Annotated in this window: 23 protein-coding genes; 13 read left to right on the forward strand and 10 right to left on the reverse strand. The window is 67.7% G+C overall.

Annotation, left to right across the window (positions count from 1 at the left end):
- Positions 1-25 precede the first annotated feature (25 nt).
- Both KVT45_RS58150 and KVT45_RS27705 read left to right on the forward strand, forming a co-directional pair.
- Complete coding sequence (locus KVT45_RS58150) at positions 26-517, forward strand: prolyl oligopeptidase family serine peptidase (protein ID WP_308310876.1); 492 nt, start codon at positions 26-28, stop codon at positions 515-517.
- Positions 518-757: 240 nt separating this feature from the next.
- Complete coding sequence (locus KVT45_RS27705) at positions 758-1,435, forward strand: hypothetical protein (protein WP_254647431.1); 678 nt, start codon at positions 758-760, stop codon at positions 1,433-1,435.
- On the opposite strand, the gene KVT45_RS27710 is transcribed toward KVT45_RS27705, so the two are convergent.
- The 6 genes from KVT45_RS27710 to KVT45_RS27735 all read right to left on the reverse strand — a co-directional run bounded on the left by KVT45_RS27710 (position 1,357) and on the right by KVT45_RS27735 (position 5,870).
- On the reverse strand, positions 1,357-1,674 hold the full coding sequence (locus KVT45_RS27710; RefSeq protein WP_254647432.1) for a tyrosine-type recombinase/integrase: 318 nt from the start codon (positions 1,672-1,674) through the stop codon (positions 1,357-1,359). The genes KVT45_RS27705 and KVT45_RS27710 overlap by 79 nt on opposite strands.
- 71 nt (positions 1,675-1,745) lie before the next feature.
- On the reverse strand, positions 1,746-2,465 hold the full coding sequence (locus KVT45_RS27715; protein WP_217551819.1) for an NADPH-dependent F420 reductase: 720 nt from the start codon (positions 2,463-2,465) through the stop codon (positions 1,746-1,748).
- Positions 2,466-2,514: 49 nt separating this feature from the next.
- Positions 2,515-2,856 carry a helix-turn-helix transcriptional regulator gene (locus tag KVT45_RS27720; RefSeq protein WP_217551820.1) on the reverse strand — a complete coding sequence of 114 codons (342 nt, stop codon included), beginning with the start codon at positions 2,854-2,856 and terminating at the stop codon, positions 2,515-2,517.
- Positions 2,857-3,213: 357 nt separating this feature from the next.
- The gene (locus KVT45_RS27725) at positions 3,214-3,552 is read right to left on the reverse strand and encodes a hypothetical protein (protein WP_217551821.1); all 339 of its coding nucleotides are present in this window, start codon (positions 3,550-3,552) and stop codon (positions 3,214-3,216) included.
- Positions 3,539-4,393 (reverse strand): SDR family oxidoreductase, encoded by an 855-nt coding sequence (locus KVT45_RS27730; RefSeq protein WP_217551822.1) that lies wholly within the window; start codon positions 4,391-4,393, stop codon positions 3,539-3,541. Before KVT45_RS27730 ends, KVT45_RS27725 begins: the two co-directional genes overlap by 14 nt.
- A gap of 121 nt (positions 4,394-4,514) precedes the next feature.
- The gene (locus KVT45_RS27735; protein ID WP_217551823.1) at positions 4,515-5,870 is read right to left on the reverse strand and encodes an NAD(P)/FAD-dependent oxidoreductase; all 1,356 of its coding nucleotides are present in this window, start codon (positions 5,868-5,870) and stop codon (positions 4,515-4,517) included.
- A 231-nt stretch (positions 5,871-6,101) separates the two neighbouring features.
- Between KVT45_RS27735 and KVT45_RS27740 the strand changes: the two genes are divergently transcribed.
- Positions 6,102-6,359 (forward strand): DUF5133 domain-containing protein, encoded by a 258-nt coding sequence (locus KVT45_RS27740; RefSeq protein ID WP_217551824.1) that lies wholly within the window; start codon positions 6,102-6,104, stop codon positions 6,357-6,359.
- 273 nt (positions 6,360-6,632) lie between these two features.
- Here KVT45_RS27740 and KVT45_RS27745 read toward each other — a convergent pair whose 3' ends face one another.
- Entirely contained in the window at positions 6,633-6,998 is a 366-nt protein-coding gene (locus KVT45_RS27745) for a MarR family winged helix-turn-helix transcriptional regulator (protein ID WP_254647433.1), read from the reverse strand.
- Between the two features lie 181 nt (positions 6,999-7,179).
- On the opposite strand from KVT45_RS27745, the gene KVT45_RS56560 reads away from it, so the two are divergent.
- From KVT45_RS56560 to KVT45_RS27770, 5 genes are all read left to right on the forward strand, one after another.
- On the forward strand, positions 7,180-7,332 hold the full coding sequence (locus KVT45_RS56560; RefSeq protein ID WP_254647434.1) for a patatin-like phospholipase family protein: 153 nt from the start codon (positions 7,180-7,182) through the stop codon (positions 7,330-7,332).
- A 472-nt stretch (positions 7,333-7,804) separates the two neighbouring features.
- Positions 7,805-8,278, forward strand: coding sequence for a carboxymuconolactone decarboxylase family protein (locus KVT45_RS27755; protein ID WP_217551826.1), 474 nt, complete (start codon positions 7,805-7,807; stop codon positions 8,276-8,278).
- Positions 8,279-8,637: 359 nt separating this feature from the next.
- Complete coding sequence (locus KVT45_RS27760; RefSeq protein ID WP_254647457.1) at positions 8,638-9,039, forward strand: cupin domain-containing protein; 402 nt, start codon at positions 8,638-8,640, stop codon at positions 9,037-9,039.
- Between the two features lie 67 nt (positions 9,040-9,106).
- On the forward strand, positions 9,107-9,730 hold the full coding sequence (locus KVT45_RS27765; RefSeq protein WP_217551827.1) for a DUF5134 domain-containing protein: 624 nt from the start codon (positions 9,107-9,109) through the stop codon (positions 9,728-9,730).
- A 577-nt stretch (positions 9,731-10,307) separates the two neighbouring features.
- Positions 10,308-10,805, forward strand: a complete 498-nt coding sequence (locus KVT45_RS27770; RefSeq protein WP_217551828.1) for an Ohr family peroxiredoxin — start codon at positions 10,308-10,310, stop codon at positions 10,803-10,805.
- A gap of 257 nt (positions 10,806-11,062) precedes the next feature.
- On the opposite strand, the gene KVT45_RS27775 is transcribed toward KVT45_RS27770, so the two are convergent.
- Positions 11,063-11,593 (reverse strand): DUF1003 domain-containing protein, encoded by a 531-nt coding sequence (locus KVT45_RS27775; protein WP_217551829.1) that lies wholly within the window; start codon positions 11,591-11,593, stop codon positions 11,063-11,065.
- Positions 11,594-12,210: 617 nt separating this feature from the next.
- Between KVT45_RS27775 and KVT45_RS27780 the strand changes: the two genes are divergently transcribed.
- The 3 genes from KVT45_RS27780 (at position 12,211) to KVT45_RS27790 (ending at position 15,468) form a co-directional block, all read left to right on the forward strand.
- Positions 12,211-13,911 carry an L-aspartate oxidase gene (locus KVT45_RS27780; RefSeq protein ID WP_217551902.1) on the forward strand — a complete coding sequence of 567 codons (1,701 nt, stop codon included), beginning with the start codon at positions 12,211-12,213 and terminating at the stop codon, positions 13,909-13,911.
- Between the two features lie 39 nt (positions 13,912-13,950).
- Positions 13,951-14,121 (forward strand): hypothetical protein, encoded by a 171-nt coding sequence (locus KVT45_RS27785; RefSeq protein ID WP_217551830.1) that lies wholly within the window; start codon positions 13,951-13,953, stop codon positions 14,119-14,121.
- A gap of 396 nt (positions 14,122-14,517) precedes the next feature.
- Positions 14,518-15,468, forward strand: coding sequence for an alpha/beta hydrolase (locus KVT45_RS27790; RefSeq protein WP_217551831.1), 951 nt, complete (start codon positions 14,518-14,520; stop codon positions 15,466-15,468).
- A 600-nt stretch (positions 15,469-16,068) separates the two neighbouring features.
- Here the strand turns inward: KVT45_RS27790 and KVT45_RS27795 are convergent.
- Complete coding sequence (locus KVT45_RS27795; RefSeq protein ID WP_217551832.1) at positions 16,069-16,674, reverse strand: TetR/AcrR family transcriptional regulator; 606 nt, start codon at positions 16,672-16,674, stop codon at positions 16,069-16,071.
- A gap of 121 nt (positions 16,675-16,795) precedes the next feature.
- Here KVT45_RS27795 and KVT45_RS27800 point away from each other — a divergent pair, with 121 nt between their 5' ends.
- The gene (locus tag KVT45_RS27800; protein WP_217551833.1) at positions 16,796-18,013 is read left to right on the forward strand and encodes an ABC transporter permease; all 1,218 of its coding nucleotides are present in this window, start codon (positions 16,796-16,798) and stop codon (positions 18,011-18,013) included.
- A 151-nt stretch (positions 18,014-18,164) separates the two neighbouring features.
- Here the strand turns inward: KVT45_RS27800 and KVT45_RS27805 are convergent, their stop codons facing one another.
- Positions 18,165-18,368 (reverse strand): hypothetical protein, encoded by a 204-nt coding sequence (locus tag KVT45_RS27805; protein ID WP_217551834.1) that lies wholly within the window; start codon positions 18,366-18,368, stop codon positions 18,165-18,167.
- Between the two features lie 5 nt (positions 18,369-18,373).
- Here KVT45_RS27805 and KVT45_RS27810 point away from each other — a divergent pair, with 5 nt between their 5' ends.
- Positions 18,374-18,775, forward strand: a complete 402-nt coding sequence (locus tag KVT45_RS27810; protein ID WP_217551835.1) for a helix-turn-helix domain-containing protein — start codon at positions 18,374-18,376, stop codon at positions 18,773-18,775.
- Positions 18,776-18,883: the final 108 nt, after the last annotated feature.

Raw genomic sequence — 18,883 nt, forward strand, 5'->3', positions numbered from 1 at the left:
CGTCCGTATCGGTATGCCATTGGCGGTGATCGACTACGCCTGCACCGTGGTCTTCTGCTTCAGACGTTCGCATGCCGACGGTCCGGCCGACTCACTGTCAGGACAGCGGAGGGAAGACCGTGGAATCGCCGGCAACCACGTGGGACTCACCGGCACGTCCAGCTACGGCGGCACCCCCGGATACGGGCGCGCCTATCGTGAACGGCTGCGCGGACAGTGGGGTGGGGTCGACGTCGAGGACTGCGCCGCGGTCGCGCAGGCCCTGGTCGACGAGGGTACGGCGGCCGCCGGCCGCGTGGCGATCCGTGGCTCCAGCGCAGGAGGGTTCACCGCAGCGCTCTCGGTGGCGGCAGGCGGTCTCTACGCCTGTGCCGCCCTGTTCTATCCAGTGGTGGACCCTGTCTCTCTCGCCGCGGGAGGGGCGCATGACTTCGAGTCGCACTACCTGGACGCGCTCATCGGCCCGAAAGACCGGCACGCGGACCGTATCAGAGCGCAGTCGACCGTTCGCGGATGAGCGGACTGGCCTTCGTGGCCCTGGCCGGCGGCAACCTCTCGGTGTCCGTGACCGGGCAGCGTCCAGGCGCTGCACTTGCGGGCTTCAGTCGCAGGGGCAACGTTCCGGACACCTGTCAAGGGGGATGTGTCCACGGTTGGCTTTATCGAGCAGTAGTGACGTCACTTGTCGATGAGTTTGGGAGGCACCAGGGCCCTTGCCAGGGCAGCATCGGGATGCTCTTGGTGAAAGGTGCTGGTCATGCCGAAGATGTCGAAGGTCGAGCTATACGCGGCGATCCGGCGTGACCATCGCGACGGCATGTCCATGCAGGAGCTTGAGCGCAAGTACGGCGTGACATGGCGGACGGTACGAAAGGCGTTGGACTCGGCCTGGCCAGAGCCGCGCAAGAAGCTCCCGCCGCGGGCCACCGGCCTGGATCCGTTCAAGCCGGTGATCGACGAGATCCTGCGAACGGATCTGGACGCGCCACGCAAGCAGCGGCACACGGTGACCCGGATCTATCACCGGCTGGTCGAGGAGCACAGTGCGGACGTCTCCTATGGCATGGTCCGCTACTACGTCGCGGGCCGGAAGCCCGAGATCCTCGTCGAGTCCGGCAAGGCTCCATTGGAAGCGTTCATCCCGCAGACGCATCAGCCCGGGCATGAGGCGGAGGTCGACTTCGGTGATGTGACGGTGCGGCTGGCCGGCGAGCTGGTGACCTGCTACCTGTTCTCTTTCCGATTGTCGTATTCGGGCAAGGCCGTCCACCGCGTGTTCGCCTCGGCCGGCCAGGAAGCCTTCTTCGAAGGCCACGTCCACGCACTGCGGACGCTGCAAAGTCCGCTACGACAACCTCAAGGCCGCTGTCGCCCGCGTGCTCGGCCACATCCAAAGGGGCCGACAAGACCGGCGCGACGCTCGTGCATGACGTAGCGACCGACCGCGTCCAGGGTGCGAGGCTCGTGCAGGTCCACCGCCCGCTCGGTGCGGGACTTGCCGCGGGCCCCGCGCGGGTGGTCGTCGCGCTCGCGGACCGTCACCCGGCGGCGGCCGTAGGAGATGTCGTCCAGGTGTAGCGACAGCACCTCGCCCGGCCGCAGCCCGCCATCCAGCATCAGCAGGAACGCGGCGTCGGAGGTGTCGTCGCGGCCGAGCATCTCGTTGATGACCATGACGCGTACCGGTCTCGCCGGACCCCGCCTCAATGGTCGCCGGCGCGCTGGAGGCGCACGGCCCGGCAGAGTCAGGCCATGACCTGCCGCATGTGGTCGTTCGCCGCGGCGAACTGCTCGGCCGTCATCGAGTCCCGAGCCGCGTGGTAGCTCTCGACGTCTGTCTGGACGGTCGCCGCCAGGCCGGTGCGGAACTGCTCGGCGCTCATGTCCTGGCAGTAGGTCGGGGTGCCGGGCTGCAGCCGCCAGGAGTCCTCAAGGGTGCCCGCATCGACCGGGTCGAAGCCGATCTCCTCGACCAGCGCCATCACCCGCTGCTTGGAGTCGCCGTCGGGGCCGGCGACCGTGAGGCCGAGACGCCGAGCGGCGTCGTCGGTCGCCTTGTCCTTGAGGCTCGGGGCGCTGATGTTGTTGAAGACCTTGTATACGGGGCGGCCGAGGCGGGCGGCGACCCAGGCGCTGTCAGCCATCCCCTGATCCAGCTCGTCGATGTTGCCGTCGCGCACCGGGTAGTAGTTGCCCGTGTCGATCACGACCGGCACAGACGCGAGCGCGGCGGTCACGTCCTCGGGGAACGCCCCGACCGCCTTCACAGGGACGCTCGCGATCGCGACGTCCACGCCGGTGACGGCGTCCACAGCCCACGTCGGCCGGATCGAGTCGTCGCTGTCGAACTCGGTCAGGGTCTCCGGCCCGCGGGAGTTGGCGATCCGGACGTGGTGCCCGACGGCCACGAGTTTCCTGGCGAGCGTGCCTCCGATGAACCCTGCTCCGATGATGCCGATCTCCATGCCACTCTCCTTGTGTCCCTGCGCGTCATGGGGGTTCGTCAGTGGTGAGTCACCGGTCAGCGACCTCGGGTCCCGAGCCCGGCTGGTCCAGGACGAGCGCGAGCAGGCCCGGGAAGCGCCGGTCGATCTCCTCACGACGCAGCCAGTTGCGGTGCCTGGTGCCGTGGACCTCCTGCCGGATGAGCCCCGCCTCCCGCAGCACACGCCAGTGCCTGGTCAGCGTCGACTTGGAGACGCCGAAGTCCGAGGTGCTGCACGGACCGCCCGGTGTGGCGGCGATGTGTCGCACGAGCGCTCGCCGGACGGGGTCGGTCAGCGCCGACATGACCTCATAAAGGTCGATCTCTTCCTCGTTCGGGATCGTGAGCGGCCGAGCCAGCCGACTAGCCATGACCAACCTCCTATGTACCGGATCCAGCGTACATGCATGTACCGCTTCGCGCGTACATGAGCCCGGGGAAGGCGTACGAGGGCTCTGAGCGTCGTCTTGGACCGGTGCACGTTCGGCTGTACCCGGCGGGACACGTTGACCTGTCCGCTGACATCCCGCTTTGCGGACACGGCAGTGCCGTCATTTCACCTCAACATCTCCGAGCTCGCTGATCACTAACTGCCTCCGGAAACCGTCGACAAACGCTGTCCCTAGACATCAACGAAGCCACCACGGTGCTCGGAACGATGTGATCGGCCAGCCAAACACATGCTTCCGTATGCCGGATCAGACATGAGCGGAGCGAACGCCGGTGGGTCAGTTCAACGTCCCCAGGAGCACAGCGGCACACAGCATCGCGGCGGTGATCAGAGCCATCGCGGTCGCCGTTCCGCGCAGCCAGTGTCCGAAGCGCACATGGTGCTGCTCTTCCGCCAGGCTGATGCGGTCCGAGATGTGCTCCGTGACCATACGGGCGACGTACTTCTGCTCGTCGAGATACCACCGCTCGATATCCGTCTTCTGCCCCTGGGTCAGCCCTGAGGCCCGCGCGGTGAAAGCTGCCACACGCTGACGCGCTGCGTGCAGATGAGCCTCCCGGTAGAGGTGCATCTCGATGTCGGTGAGGCCGCGTTCGGCCTCCTTACTCGCGTCCATGATGTCCTCCAGCGAGAGAGTGGGACGGCCAGTTGTGTTGCTTGCGGGAGCCAGGAGTGAGTCGGCTGTCAAGCCAGTCGCCGTAGTGAGTAGGCGCGGTGTAGGCGTCAGCACCGGGAAGGAGGTCATGACGCCGGAGTCCGGCGCCGAAGTAAGGACTGCGGTCGTCGGGGAAGACTCGGCGGTACTCCCCGCTGCCGGTGAGGGAGGCACGAACGAACGCATCCAGCCGGAACTGGTCGGGGCCGGCGATCTCACGAACGCCGAGGAGAGGCCTGGAAGAAGCAGTGTGAGCAACAAGTGCGGCAACTTCCGCGCAGGACACCGGCCGGATCTGGACGGGCGCCACCCAGATGATCCAGTCTTCCGTGGCAGCATCGGCGATGTCACCAGCGGACTCAAAGAGCTGGGTCGCGCGGATGATCGAGTAGGGCATCCGAGACTGCCTGATCAGGGCCTCCTTGGCGTACAGGGCTCGGAAGCAACCGCCCTTACTCAACCGATCCACACCGACCACAGACAACGCGACATAGTGTTCTACGCCGGCAGCGGCGGCCGCCGAAGCCAGGTTGGTCGTGGAGCGGCACAACGTCTGCAAGACGGCCTCCTCATCGATGACCAGGCCGAAATCCTCGGTGAGGACCCCGTCATCAAGTGAGGGCGGCCCGGACAGGTCGACCACTACGGAGCAGTCCTCGAGGGCCTCGGAAAGGCCTTCTCCCGTAAGGAGATTGACGCCGCTCGAAGCGGAGACCAGATTGGCGTCATTCCCGTGCGCGTTGACTCTGGCAACGGTCTCGACCCCTGTGGATCCACCGTCGTCGATGACAACGACCTTCATGGCGAGAGGCCCTCCCTTCGCACCGAGGCCACCTGGGACGCGGCCATGACGTCATCCACTGCGGCCTTCGCCGTGGACCTTCAGATCAGACAGGCCGTCCTGCCGAGCCCTTCCGGCATGCTCATGCGGCCGGATGTTCGCTCGCTCGGCTCTCACGGGGCCGGTTCGGACCGGCGTTCGTGACGAACGCGTCCCGTGGATGCTGGACGGAGGCAAGGGAGACGAGGTCCCTGCCCCACAGTGCGGCGGTGAGCCAGACGGCGAGAACGCGGACCTTGCGCTCCCAGCTGGGCACAGCCAGGACGTGATAGCCCCGGTGCATGAGCCAGGCGGGAAGTCCCTTGATGACGATGCCCTTGTACTGGAAGATGCCACGCCCCAGCCCCAGCGTCGCCACCACTCCCAGACTGCTGTGGCGATAGTTCCGGATCCCGCCTCCTCGGAGGCTTGCTGTGATGTTCTTCGCAAGGCGCTTGCCCTGCCGCACGGCATGCTGGGCGTTGGGCACCGTACGTGCGCCCGGTACAGGAGACGCGAGGTCCGGAACGGCCGCATCGTCTCCGGCCGCCCACGCATCCGGCACGGGATCGCTGTCGGTGCCCACGCGCAGATCGGGCCGTACGACGATCAGGCCGCGCTCGTCGACGGGCAGGTCCGTGTGGTTGTGCACGACCGGATTCGAAGCGTTCCCGGCGGCCCAGACGATCAGCGCGGAATCGAATTCCGCTCCGTCGGACAGCACGACGTGGCCGTCTTCGGCGGAGAGCAGCTGCGTGTTCAGGTGGACTTGCGCGCCGCGCTGTTCCAAAGAGCGCACGACCCAGGCACCGGGCTTGTCTCCCACCTCGGGCAGGATTCGGCCTCGGGCCTCGACCAGGTGGAACGACACCTCGTCGAAGCTCAGTTCCGGGTAGAACCTGACCATCGCAGCCGCCAGCGACAGCAGTTCGCCGAAGCCCTCGACGCCGGAGAACCCGCCGCCCACGAACGTGACGGTGAGCAGCCTTCGCCGCTCGGCACCGGGCGGCAGTGACGCCGCCTGATCGAACGCCGTCATCAGCCGGTCGCGGATGGCCACCGCCTCCTCGACATGCTTCAGGCCTATCGCCTGCTCCGCCAGCCCGGGTACCGGGAAGGTGCGGGTCACAGCACCGGCAGTGACCACAAGGGTGTCGTATGCGAGTTCGTAGTCTGCTCCGCTCGTAGAGCGCACGGACACCGTCCGGTCTGCGTGGCGGATCTCGGTCACGCTCCCCGCGATCAGCCGGGTGCTGCGCAGGTGCCGTCGCAACGACACGGCAGCGTGACGCGCCTCGACCGATCCGGCCGTCACCTCCGGCAGGAAGGGTTGGTACGTCATGTAAGGACGCGGGTCGACCACCGTGACCCGTGCCTCGCCCTTGCGCAGCTTCTTCTCAAGGCGCCAGGCAGTGTAGAAGCCCGCATAGCCCCCACCGACAATCAGAATCTCACGCATAGGTCCCTCTGTCTGTTGTTCGACATCAGATAGACCAGGCGGGCCAGGACGGTGTGACACGGCCGTGGCGATGGAGCGATGGAGTCAGTCTCGTCACACAAGTCGGGGGCATCCGGTCTTCACTCGAGGCAGCGGGGTGAGCCATGGAGGCGCACGAACGCTGTCGTCGCCAAGCGTGAGTTGGCATCAGGTGCCGGCGTGACTCGAACATAAGAGAGAGAAGGCCTGACTGTGCTCGTTGTTCCGGATCCGAAGGTCGTCAGAAGGCTGCTGACCCGGTACGCGTCCCTGCAGATCGCGCTCGCCGAAAGCGAGGTGCGGGAAAGGGCACGCGAGCTCGAGGACGTGAGTTACACGCTGTGCATCACGATGGGAGCCCGGAACGTGCGCGAGGCCATAGCGGCCGCGGACACGCTGCTCGTGGCCCGGGCCGGGCGCGGCGGTGTCCGGGAGCCGGACGGCGAGGACGGTTTGCCGGTGCTCGTCTGAGGCATTGTCAGGACGGCGACGCCTGGCCGGCGGGGCGGAGCAGGCCCCCGCCGAGCGCACCCCGGAGCAGGCGGACGCCGTCCTCTACGAGACCTCCCGCAAGCGCGCCCTCGAGGACGCGGCCGCCAAGGCCAAAGTGACCGAGACGGAGGGTCGGCCCGCCTCCGGGGTGGTCCAGGTGTTCGGCGGCCGCAGCCGTCGGGGCCGGGTTCGCCACGAAAGCCGTACGGCACACAACCCGCCCACGCCCCGGCAACCGCCACGCGGACGCGCCTACGCCTCACCCTCTGCGGGATGGGCGAACCGGGTCAGCAGCCCCCTCAGCTGCTCGGCCTCGCCCGGTCCCAGCGCGGCCACCAGACGCTCGGCCAGCGGCTCCGCCGCCATATGCGCCGCATCGAAAAGCTCGACACCCTCAGGCGTGATCTCCACCGCCCGCACCCGCCGGTCTCCCGGAACCGCCCTGCGGACAGCCAGCCCCATGCGTTCCAGGTCGTCCACGACCCGCATGATCCCCGCCTTGTCCGACCCCGTCGCCGTCACCAGATCCCGCTGCACGGTGGGCCCGCGGTCCATCAGCACGAGCAGCACCGCGAAATGCCGCATCTCGACGCCCAGCGGGCGCAGCGCCTCCGTCATCACCGCAGCCGCACGCCAGTGCGCCCGCCGCAACAGCAGACCGAGAGCGAAAGGCGAGGGATCCCCAGGACGGTCAGTCGCACGCGAGCCGGCGGAGGGAGGAGGAACGTCGGCAGTCACAACCCGAGATTACCAGCCATCCATTCATCCGATACGGTATCGTTTGAAACAAAATGCGGCTGTGCCCGCCTCTGTGAAGAGCGCCGGTGGCGTACTCGGAGCGGCGTATGTCGGGATCGGGTACGCGCTGGAACAGCTCGGATTCGTCCCGGACATGATCATCGGAACGTCGGTGGGTGCTCTCGACGGAGCCATCGCGGCCTGCGTCGGCTGATCGCCCGGGCCGGGCTGCCGTCGCGGATCGAGCAGTTGCTCGACCGCGGAGACCCCGAGTCCGCGCTGCTCGCCGGCGCGGCCATTCCTGGGCTGCTGCCCCCGGTGGATCGGGAGGGGCGGGTGCTCGTCGACGGTGAGGTGATCGCCTGTCTCCCGGTACTGGCGGCCCTGAAGGCCGAGGCGGCAAGCGTGGTTGTGCGGGCCACCGGACCGGAGAGCTCCTGGGCCTCCAGCACCCAGTGGACGGCCGTGCCGGAAGCCAGCAACTGGATCCGCGGTCCCGAGCCGGGTGCCTCCGACCCGTCTGGCGCCCGAGCCCATCGGCACCGGCCCGATCCGGAGGTGGACGCACAGCGGGCAGGCCCTCGAACTGACGCTGCTGCCGGCCTTCTGGGCACGGACCTCGGTGTCACACGTTGCCGGGCTGTCCGGTCAGTAGTGCGTACCAGCAATTCTGGCCAGGAGGGCCAATGAACGCACGCCTCAACTACTACGGCAATCCCCTCGCGGGCAAGGTGCTGAAGCACCTCTTCTCCGCCAGCAAGGCGCTGTCGGACTCGACGCTGCCGGCCACCGTTCAGTATCTGGTGGAGATCCGCGCCAGCCAGATCAACGGCTGCGGCTTCTGCACCGACATGCACACCAAGGAGGCCGCCCACGCGGGCGAGACCTCGGTACGGCTCAACCTGGTCGCCGCCTGGCGGGAGGCGACGGTCTTCACCGAGGCCGAGCGCGCCGCGCTGGAGCTGGCCGAACAGGGCACCCGCGTCGCGGACGCGGCCGGCGGGGTCACCGACGAGGCCTGGGCGGATGCCGCCAAGCACTTCGATGAGGACCAGCTCGCCGCGCTGACGACCCTCATTGCCGTGATCAACGCCTACAACCGCATCAACATCATCACCCAGCAGCCGGCCGGCAGCTACAAGGTCGGCATGTTCGGCTGAGCCAGGGTCCGGCCCAGCCCGACGCGGACGGTCCTTCTCCGCGTCACCGCTGCCTTCGGCGGAAGACGGACTTCGGGCGCCGGCGGACTGCGCTCGACCGCGCGGTCAGCTGAGCCCGTTTCCCCGACCCTGCCTGTCGGCCCACTCAATGCTGCGCAGCCAGCCGAATTGTGGGGACCGCCGGCAGGGGGCAGGGTGATATGAGGACTCGCTGTGCGTAAGGCAGGAGATGCGCGGCCTGTCACAGATACGGGCCGCGCTTTGTCTTCACTGTAAAGCAAGTTGTTGTGGGCCCGGAATTGCCGACGTGAGATCGTCCGCTCCGGGCACGTTCACGGAGGTGTAACACCATGCACGAAATGCACTCAGAGGACGGCTTCGGACCCAAGATGCTGGCGGATATCAAGCCGCCTTTCATTCCCGAGGGCGCTTCGGGAATGACTGTCCTTGTCGAGTGGGCCCCCGGCCACCCTGGGACTCCCCCGCACCGCCACTCGGGGCCGTGTTTCGGCTACGTGCTCGAGGGAGCGGTCCGGTGGGAGCTCGAGGGTGAGCCAGAGCACGTGATCAAGGCCGGTGAGACGTTCTGGGAGCCGGGCGGTGATGTGATCCACTACCAGAACGGCAACGCCTCGTCGGACGCGCCGGCCAAGTACATCGTGTTCATGATGTGCGCGCCGGGCCAGCCGATGCTCACGCTGGTCGACGACGAGGAACTGGAGAAGCGGGCCCATCTGCGTGCCCCGCGGCCCACCGACTGACCCACCGCCTGCGCACAGACCGGTTCCGAACGGAGCCCGTTCGCTCCGTGGGAGGACGCGGTAAGGCATGACCGCCACTGATGTCGTGTCCTGCATGCTGACAGCGCTGTTCGCGGCCGCGGCCGTCCGCGCACTGCGGTATGCCCTCGTGTCACGGAGCCTTGAATGGCGTGGCCGAGTCGACCATCTCCTGCACACCGCCATGGCCCTGGCCATGGCGGTGATGCCGTGGAACCGCGGCCCCGGGCTGCCGGAGCTGCCGCAGACGGCCTTCTTCGCAACCGCTGCTCTGTGGTTCCCGCTGACCGCGGCCGGCTGCCGTCAGCGGTCGAGACTGGCCGCGGCCGCACGGAGGCTGCCGTACGCGGTCGGCATGGCCGCGATGGCCTGGATGACGCTCTCCATGGCGGGCCCGTCGCACACACCCGTGGCCGAAGGTCTCCCGTCGGAGCACCAGGCCCTGCATCTCAGCCACTCCGCGGGGGAATTGAAGGCCGGCACCGTGGTCACCGGAGTGCTGGCGCTGTACCTGCTTGTGGTCGCTCTTCGGTCACTGACCCGTAGCATGCCCACGCTACGCAGCGTTTCGGACGCCGTAGCCATCTCCACCAGCAGGAGGGAGCTTTACGGCTGCTTCTGGGACGGATCGATGGCTTTGGGAACTGTCATCATGCTGCTCATGCACCCCTGACCGCCGTCAGCACCCGGACCGCGCAGATGCGGCCGACATCGGGGTCGGCAGCGTTACCGGCGATGGTGCGGTCTGCCGACATCAATGCTGCGAGTGGTTCTTCACTCTGCTCGCCAGGTTTTCGAACCGTCGACAACCGCACCGCCCCGGTCACCACCATGAACGGCCATGAGTCGAAGGGGATTCAGAGCCTTGGGCAAGTGTGTCCGAGCCGACACCCACACGGACATCCACCAAGCCGCGGTGACCGACCCGGTCGGCCGCCACCTGGACACGCAGTCGTTCGAGACGACCCGTTCGCCGGGCGGGCCGCATACCGACGGCTGTCACAACAGGGGGGACGTGTCGGTCAACTAACTGTCCGCATCTGGAAACCCTCCATACGCGAAGGTGCACCAAATATGGCATTCAATATTATTGGCCCGTTGGGATCTGCCCACTCCCCGGAATCCGGTATCGCATGGCGGCGCGACGCAAAAAGGCCGCGCGACGTAAAAAGGCCGACGGACGCCAGCTTTTCCGCGTCGATTTCGGCTCACTGCCCGGCCGTGTACCGCAACGCTGACGGAGTCATGCCGTGAACGAGTGGACCCGGTTGCCCAATCTGTCCATCGACAAAGACTTCGACGGAGCGACCTTCGCCCCGATCTACACCACGAAGGTGACGGTGAGCGGGGGGATGGCGAGTCACGGGCGGGCCTCGGGAAGGGCACGCTCGGCCGACGGAGTCCTGGATCTCAACCTGCGTATGCCCACGGAACTGGGCGGAGACGGCAAGGGGACGAATCCCGAGCAGTTGTTCGCCGCCGGTTTCGCCGCCTGTTTCCACGGGGCGCTGAGTCTGGCCGCACGGCAGGCCGCGCTCGACCCCGCAGCGATCTCCGTGGAGGCAACCGTGGCCTTTGGACGGGACCCGGAAGACGGCGGCTACTTGTTGCACGTCGACCTCGAGGTCAAGTGGCCGGACATCGACCCTGTCGTCGCCGCCCCGCTCGTGAAGAAGGCCGATTCGCTGTGCCCTTACACGAAGATGGCGCTACGGGGAACGCCGACAAGCATCAGGCTGGCCTCGTAGCCGACGGCATCGGCTGTCTGTCCTGCTGTATGTCCTGCTGTATGTCGCCTGAAGCCGTCGTGTGCCTTCTGCCGGCACACGACGGCTCTTCGCACGACAGCCCAGCCGCCGACCGGCGCTCCACCGACGGAAACGGCACGCCGCTGCCGGTCATCTGACCGGCAGCAACCGAAACGACCTCACCCGACCGCCACCGCAAGCAGGCCCGCACCCGAAGCAAAGCACCATCCCGTGGCGGAGCCGTTGCAAGGCCACGTTCACAGAGCATCCGGGGCCACCGGCGGAACCCCGGACCCCGGTTCCACCGCGCTCTTGCTCTGCTGGATGATCTCCTGGACGTGAAGCTCGATCTCCTGCGGATTCAGGCCGAGCGCCTTGCCTATGTGCACGGCCCAGACCTCGGCGCGAAGATTGGTCTCAAAATCCAGATCGGCCCGGACGTTCTCACGAGCGGCTTGCCGATTCTGGCTCACCATGACGAATGTGGACAGGAAGATGGCCTCCAGGCTCACGACCATGGTGAGCAGCCCGAACGGGTAGGGGTCGAAGACCGCTGCGGAGCCGAACAGCCTGAGGTTGAGGGCGATCCACACCGCGAACCAGACGACATGGACGTACACGAAACCCATCGTGCCCGCGAAGGCTGTGATCGCGTCGGCAAACCGGTCCTGCGACGTGCGCCTCCTGGCGAACACCAGCCGCTCGTGGCGCGAGCGGAGGTCGAGGCGACGAGTGCCGCCGGAAGCGGACCTCGACCGGAAGGCTCGGCCTCCGGAGTGAACGGTCATACCCACTTACTGCCTCATTCCCTCGCCGGGGACGCCACCGCCCCCAGCCATCGATGGCCCCGCAGCTTGCCTGCTGGGAACCGCTGCACGTGCGCTTCGCCATGGAGGTGACATCGCGTACGGTGCAAGGCCCCGACCCGACCCGCCGGGGGGCAACCGGGCCACTGCATTCGCTTCGGGCGGTGCCGACTCCCCGAGGTGCAGCCGGTGTCCTGTCAGCAGGGCAACCACAGAGAGCACTCGATGAGGCAGGCTCTGTCCTCGACGTCGACGCAAGGCAGTGTTCGACCGGAAGTATGACCATGAAACCCACGAGGTTGTGACAGCTGGCGGGGAAGCACCTGCCGGCAGGCACGGGTGTCAACGTCTGGGACTTCATCACCCCGGCATCTCCCTGGACCGCATCCTGCCGTGAGGCCCCGGCACGCGCGGGAGTGGGAGTGGGCCGGACTGCGCATCGCATCGTCTTTCGCCCACGTCGATGCCAGTGGACACCACCCGCCATGGGAGCGGCCACGAAAGGTGTCACAGATTCCGGAACACCCCGGTCCTACTGAGTGACAATCCCTCGGCGATCGGAGTAGATCGTGGCTATCACCGAACAACGTCTTTCCACCATGGTGCTGGTGATCGGAACCGGAGGTGCCGGGCTGCGAGCGGCCATCGAACTGGCCGAGGCCGGTGTCGATGTCCTCGCCGTCGGCAAGCGTCCCAAGGAGGACGCCCATACGGCACTTGCCGCCGGAGGAATCAACGCCGCCCTCGGCACCATGGATCCCGAGGACAGCTGGCAGCAGCATGCGGCCGACACGCTCAAGGAGAGCTATCTGCTGGCCGATCCCCGCACCGTGGAGATCGTCACCCAGGGCGCCGCTCGGGGCATCGGCGACCTGGAGCGCTTCGGTATGGCCTTCGCCCGGGAGGAGGACGGCCGGATCTCCCAGCGTTTCTTCGGCGCGCACAAGTTCCGGCGAACCGCGTTTGCCGGCGACTACACCGGCCTGGAGATCCAGCGCACGCTGATCCGGCGCGCGGACCAGCTGAACGTTCCGGTGCTCGACGGCGTCTACATCACCCGGCTTCTGGTCCACGACGGCGCCGTCTTCGGCGCCTACGGCTTCGACCTCACCCATGGCACCCGGTACCTGATCCACGCCGACGCCGTCATCCTCGCCGCGGGCGGCCACACCCGCATCTGGCGGCGGACCTCCTCGCGTCGCGACGAGAACACAGGCGACTCGTTCCGCCTGGCCGTGGAGGCCGGCGCACGCCTGCGCGACCCCGAACTGGTCCAGTTCCACCCGTCCGGAATCATCGAACCGGAGAACGCGGCCGGCACTCTCGTCAGCGAGGCCGCACGCGGTGAAGGCGGCATCCTGCGCAACGCCCTCGGGGAACGGTTCATGAACCGCTACGACCCCGTCCGCATGGAGCTGTCCACCCGCGACCGCGTCGCCCTGGCCTCCTACACGGAGATCAAGGAGGGGCGCGGCACTCCCAAGGGCGGAGTATGGCTCGACGTCTCCCATCTGCCCCGGCAGACGATCATGACGCGGCTCCCCCGCGTCTACCAGACCCTGCTGGACCTCCAGATGCTGGACATCACCCGCGACCCCATCGAGATCGCGCCCACCGCGCACTACTCGATGGGCGGGGTATGGGTGCGTCCCGAGGACCACAGCACCGACGTACGCGGCCTGTACGCCATCGGCGAGGCGTCCAGCGGCCTGCACGGTGCCAACCGCCTGGGCGGGAACAGCCTCATCGAGCTGCTGGTCATCGGCCGTCTCACGGGCCGGGCGGCCGCCGCCTACTCGCAGTCCCTGACCGCCCAGCCACGCTCGGCGTCGGCGATCGCGGCCGCCCGCGCGGAGATCGACGAGCTGCTCGCGGCCGACGGGCCGGAGAACGTACGCGCCCTGCAGCGCGCCATCCGCAACACCATGACCGAGCACGCGGGAGTCGTACGCGACGAGGCAGGCCTGCGCGCCGGCCTGGCGGAGCTCGCGACCATCGAGAAGCGGATGGAGGACGTCGGTGTCCACCCGGACATCGCCGGCTTCCAGGACCTCGCCCACGCCTTCGATCTCAAGTCCGCCGCGCTGGCCGCCCGGGCCACCCTCGAAGCGGCGCTGGAGCGCCGCGAGACCCGCGGCTGCCACAACCGCAGCGACCACCCCCACCTGGACCCCGCCCAGCAGGTCAACCTCGTGTGGTCGCCCACGACCGGTATCACCCGCGAGAGTATTCCGGCCATCCCCGACGAGATCTCCTCGCTGATGACAGAGGTCTCAACCGACGGAAAGCTCGCCGAATAACCTCGCGCAACGCTGCGAAGCATGCACTGACGCGACCGGGTGAACAGCCTCACCTTCGCGGGCGGGGCTCTGATCAGCGACAAGGTGAAGCTGATTCTCGACATCCGCGCTGTGCGACTTGACCAGGTAGAAGGCGCAGAGGCCGAGCAACGCCTGCCGGCGTATCCAGCGCGCTTCGCCCAGAGCACGTGGCACGCGACGGGCGGATGAAAGCCATCTCCGCGGTTCTGCGGCGGCCTCCTTCCAGTTGAGCGGCCGAACGGAGCGTAGCCGTCCGGCACTCGGCCGACCCCAACCGGCCGGTGTCCTCAACCACAACACGACCGCTGAGGCGTTCCCGGACCCGCCGGCAAGGTCTTCCATCGGCCTCCAGGTCACGAGCGGCGGCCGACTCCTGGCATGGCCAAACCTGCATGTGCTGGTGATGTCGGCGAGGCCGCCGTCTTCGACACGGCGGTGGCAGTCGTCGTCGGAGCAGAGGCGGTGTTCGACGGGTCATGGGAGTGCATGGCCTGGAGCAGAAGGGCATATGTCACAAATTCGACCGCTTCCCGGTCATAAGTATCGGAGCGGGCAAGAGCGCCCGCCGACCCAAGGAGCGCAGTGATGACACATCCCGTTCTCGAACCTGAGGCTCAAGAATTCGCAGACGCCACGGCAAGCCCGCCGTTCCTGTACGAGCTGGGCCCGGAGGGCGCCCGGAAGGTCCTGGACGAGCTACAGGCGGCGCCGGTGCCGAAGCTCGACGTGGAGGAGAAGTGGGTCAAGGTGCCCGCCGAGGTGGGTGATGTGCGGGTACGCATCGTCAAACCGGTCGGCAGCCAGGGCACACTGCCGGCCGTGCTCTACATGCACGGCGGGGGCTGGGTCCTGGGCAACGCCGGCACTCATGACCGTCTGGTGCGTGAGCTGGCCGTGGGGGCGAATGTCGCCATCGTGTTCGTCGAGTACGACCGTTCACCCGAGGCCAGGTACCCGGTCGCCATCGAGCAGGCCTACGCGGCTGCTCGGTGGATCACCGCGAAGGGCGCCGGGGAAGGCCTGGACGCCTCCCGCCTGGCGGTGGCCGGCGATTCCGTCGGCGGCAACATGGCCGCTGCACTGACCCACCTGGCCAAGCAGCGCGGCGACGTGACCTTCGTGCACCAGTCGCTGTACTACCCGGTCACGGACGCGGCCCAGGACACCGACAGCTACCGCGAGTTCGCCAACGGGCCCTTCCTCACAGCAAAGGGCATGGCCTGGTTCTGGGACTGCTACACCACCGATCCCGCGCAGCGCGCGGAGATCACCGCCTCCCCGCTGCGGGCGAGCCTGCACCAACTGGAGGGGCTGCCGCCCGCGCTGGTCATCGTCGACGAGAACGACGTACTGCGGGACGAGGGAGAGGCCTACGCCCGTAAGCTGACACAAGCCGGCGTTTCCACCACCAGCATCCGCTACAACGGCATCATCCACGACTTCATGATGCTCAACCCCATCCGGCCCACCCGCGCCGCGAGCGCCGCGACAGAGCAGGCGATTCGCGCCCTGCGCGCCGCACTGCACGCCGACTGAGATCTGCCACGGCTGAATTGCCGCAGCCGAGGACCAGCAGCCTCTGCATCCGCAACCGTGGTACCCGTGGACCTGGGCTTGAAGGCCGCGAGCGATGACCGGTCCCGGCCGCCCGTGCTGATCGGCCCCGTCCCTACCCGACGAGCGCCGACGGACACGATGAACACCTGAGGTGTTGCCGCGATCAGAGCGGTCGCCCGGCACCCGGCCGATCCACGCACGGGAAGCCCGATCGATTCACTGATCCGAGTCGATCCGCGGCGACAGCGCGCTGTCGCGACAAACGCCGCTCCGGCTTTCCGGAAGCGGCAGAAATTCAGTCCCTGCCTCGAAGGGGCCTTTCATGAACCGTCGTTCTCTGCACCGACGCACCCGCACTCCGCTCGCCGTCCTGGCTACGGCGAGCGTCGGAGCCGCTCTCCTCATCACCGCGGCCCGCGCGCGCTGATCATCCGGCACCTGCCGGGCGAGGGCGACCTGGCCGTCAGAAGGGGTACCTCTCTCCGGAGCGGTACCCCTTCCGCATGACCTCGCCTCACCCCGGCCCTCGGATGTCCCACCTCTGACCAGCGCGTGCAGCCCGGTAAGTGGCGAGACCGCTCAGCGCTCACCGGCCGGCCCCGGCCACAACGCCCGCACCGCGTCAGGCACCTCGGCCACAACAGCCGGATCGAGCAGGGCCACTTGGAGGATGTAGCCGGGGAGGATGGAGAGCATCGTCGAGGCGATCGCCTCGGCCGTCACGTTCGCGGGCAGACCGCCGCGTTCCTGGTGGTCACGGACCAGGGTGACCAGATTGGCGCGGATGCGGCCCATGAGGTGGTCGAGCTTGCCCGCCAGCGAGCGGTTGCGCATGGCCTCTCCCCAGACCAGAACCGCTAGGCCGGCCACGTCTTCCTCGACGGACTTCGCCCGAATCACATCGAGCAGTTCCGCCATGACCGCCCCCATGGACTGGCCCTGCCGGTTCGTGGCGACGGCGAGCGTGATGTCGAGGACATCGCGCATGTTCTCCTCGGCGATCGCGAGGATCATCTCGTCCTTGCTGGTGAAGTATCGATACACCGCACCCGCGGACAGCCCCGCCTCCGCGAACAGGTCCTGCATGGAAGTGGAGTGGAACCCGTCACGGAGGAAACAACGGCGCGCCGCGTCCAGGATCTGCTCGCGGCGGGCGTCCATGTGCTGCTGGGTGACCTTGGGCATGAGGCCAGCCTAGCAAAGAAAACGAACATTCGTGTTGACGTCCACCCGCGCGCAGGCCAAACTGAGGTCCAAGAAAAACGATCATTCTTTTTTGCGAGAAGAGTGAGCTGTGAGGAACCCCTTGTCAGGACACCAGGCATGGCGGGAAGTAGCCATTGCCGCCATCGTGCTGCCCATAGTGATCACTCTGGCGGTGATGGCGTTCGCCTGGCCGGCGGGGCGGATCTCGCCACGCGACGTCCCGGTCGGGATCGTGGGCACCGGACCGGCCAGTCAGCACGCGGTGGAGGGACTGACCCGTGGGAAGCCCGGCGCGTTCGACTTCCGCCTCTATCCCGACCAGCAGGCCGCGCGGTCGGCGATCAAGCACCGGGATGTCTACGGCGCCTTCGCCATCTCCGGCCACAGCATCACCGTACTGAAGGCCACCGCCGCCAGCCCCTCCGTGGCCCAGCTTCTGACCGATGTCGGACAGCAGTTGGCCGACCAGGCCACCCGGCAGATCGCCCAGCAGAAAGCCGCCCTGACCAAGGCGGACGGCGCACAGTCCCCGGCGAAGGCCCACAAGCAAGCAGCCGCCCGGCAAAGGGCCGCCAAGCAGGGGGCCGCCGGTGCCGACTCCTCGGTGAGGATCCTCGTGAAGGCGGTCGACGTGGTGCCCGTCGCCGCCGAGGACCCCCGGGGCGTGGTGTTCAGCTCATCGGTCTTCCCGCTCACGATCTGCGGCATCATGATCGGAGCATTTGTCACGATGGCTCGCGGCCTGGCCCGCCCGCGGCACCGCCTGCTGACGCTTCTCGTCGCATGCGCCGTCGCGGCCCTGGGCATCTACCTCGTGGCCCAGGGTTTCCTCGGGGCGCTGCCTCATAATCACGTGGCCACGTGGGCGATTCTGTCCCTCGACCTGCTCTCCATCAGCGCCACCGCTGCCGGCGTGATCCGACTCCTCGGGCCGGCGGGCCTCGGGCTCAGCGCCGCGCTCATGGTCTTCGTCGGAAACGCCTTCTCCGGCGCCACCTCCGCTCCGGAGATGCTCCCCAAGGGCGTGGACCACGTCGGCCAGTGGCTGCCCCCCGGCGCCGGAGCCAGCCTGCTTCGCGACACCACGTATTTCGACGGCAACGCCGACGCTGGCCACCTTGCCGTCCTCGCTCTGTGGACCGTCTGCGGGCTCACAGCAGTCATGTGCGGCCACTGGGTCATCAGGGAAGCCCGCGGTACGAAGACCGGTGCGACGACTTCCGGGGAGTTGCTCCCGGCCTTGCCGGGGTCCGGCGCCGCTCTGCCGGCTCGGCGTCACGCGCACGCCCACGCCCGTCGCCATGACGGTGACGACTGATACTGCACGCTTCCTGCGCGCGATCAGGCCCCGGCAGTCAAGGACTTCGGCTCGGTGTCGAAGGTGAACGAGGCGCTGGCGCACGGCTGCTCCCCGGCCTTCATCGTCTCTGACGCCGTGTTCCCTGCCGGGACGGATCGCGGTCTGGCTGTCAACGCGTGCCCGGCAGCACACCGAGGGCGCGGCCGTCCGCATGAGCCGACATCACGAAGGTGCGCCCCCTCCGCGGGGCCGCACCGACACCCAAGAGCGCGGCCCTGCGGACACCCGGGCCGACTTTCGGTACGACCACGACCACGGAGTACTGCGCGAGGTTGTTGTGCCGCGATGCCTCGCGCCGTACCAGAGCGGACACACACCATGCCTACCCCACAACACCCGCAGCCCGCACGCCGGTCCGACCATCTGCAGTCGGCCGACACCTCTCCGGCCATCGCCCGGGCCTTCGCTCTGCTCAGCAGACGCTGGAACGGCCTGATCCTCATGGCTCTGGCCAAAGGCCCGGCCGACCTCGCACAGATTCGCGCGCGCGTACCCGGCATCAGCGACCGCATGCTCACCCAGCGCCTCCAGGAACTGACCGCGATCGGCCTGGTCGCCGAGGACATCCGGCCCACACTGTCATCGCGAACCCGTTACGCGCTCTCCGCGCACGGCAAGGCCTTCCTCATCCCCCTGGCCGTCTTGTTCTTGTGGGCGGAGGACCACCTTCCGGCGAGCAGTTCGTCGGCATCGGACCAACCGGCCACGCCAGACCGCTGACCTCCTTTCCGCCCCGGTAGGGGGAGCTGGAGCTGGGCGCGTGAGGCGTCTGCCTGACGGCGGACCAGGGAGTCGACGTGCCGGGCGTCCCAGCACTACTGCCACCCA

The sequence above is a fragment of the Streptomyces sp. GbtcB6 genome (genome assembly GCF_019091475.1).
Taxonomy (GTDB): Bacteria; Actinomycetota; Actinomycetes; order Streptomycetales; family Streptomycetaceae; genus Streptomyces; species Streptomyces hyaluromycini.

Coding starts and splice junctions, on each gene's coding strand:
- KVT45_RS27720 (WP_217551820.1), bottom strand. CDS start 2,856: ATGGCTAGTCGGCTGGCTCGGCCGCTCACGATCCCGAACGAGGAAGAG.
- KVT45_RS27725 (WP_217551821.1), bottom strand. CDS start 3,552: ATGGACGCGAGTAAGGAGGCCGAACGCGGCCTCACCGACATCGAGATG.
- KVT45_RS27735 (WP_217551823.1), bottom strand. CDS start 5,870: ATGCGTGAGATTCTGATTGTCGGTGGGGGCTATGCGGGCTTCTACACT.
- KVT45_RS27790 (WP_217551831.1), top strand. CDS start 14,518: ATGACACATCCCGTTCTCGAACCTGAGGCTCAAGAATTCGCAGACGCC.
- KVT45_RS27795 (WP_217551832.1), bottom strand. CDS start 16,674: ATGCCCAAGGTCACCCAGCAGCACATGGACGCCCGCCGCGAGCAGATC.
- KVT45_RS27730 (WP_217551822.1), bottom strand. CDS start 4,393: ATGAAGGTCGTTGTCATCGACGACGGTGGATCCACAGGGGTCGAGACC.
- KVT45_RS27755 (WP_217551826.1), top strand. CDS start 7,805: ATGAACGCACGCCTCAACTACTACGGCAATCCCCTCGCGGGCAAGGTG.
- KVT45_RS27775 (WP_217551829.1), bottom strand. CDS start 11,593: ATGACCGTTCACTCCGGAGGCCGAGCCTTCCGGTCGAGGTCCGCTTCC.
- KVT45_RS27780 (WP_217551902.1), top strand. CDS start 12,211: ATGGTGCTGGTGATCGGAACCGGAGGTGCCGGGCTGCGAGCGGCCATC.
- KVT45_RS27745 (WP_254647433.1), bottom strand. CDS start 6,998: ATGACGGAGGCGCTGCGCCCGCTGGGCGTCGAGATGCGGCATTTCGCG.
- KVT45_RS27810 (WP_217551835.1), top strand. CDS start 18,374: ATGCCTACCCCACAACACCCGCAGCCCGCACGCCGGTCCGACCATCTG.
- KVT45_RS27715 (WP_217551819.1), bottom strand. CDS start 2,465: ATGGAGATCGGCATCATCGGAGCAGGGTTCATCGGAGGCACGCTCGCC.
- KVT45_RS27760 (WP_254647457.1), top strand. CDS start 8,638: ATGCACTCAGAGGACGGCTTCGGACCCAAGATGCTGGCGGATATCAAG.
- KVT45_RS27705 (WP_254647431.1), top strand. CDS start 758: ATGCCGAAGATGTCGAAGGTCGAGCTATACGCGGCGATCCGGCGTGAC.
- KVT45_RS27765 (WP_217551827.1), top strand. CDS start 9,107: ATGACCGCCACTGATGTCGTGTCCTGCATGCTGACAGCGCTGTTCGCG.
- KVT45_RS27710 (WP_254647432.1), bottom strand. CDS start 1,674: ATGGTCATCAACGAGATGCTCGGCCGCGACGACACCTCCGACGCCGCG.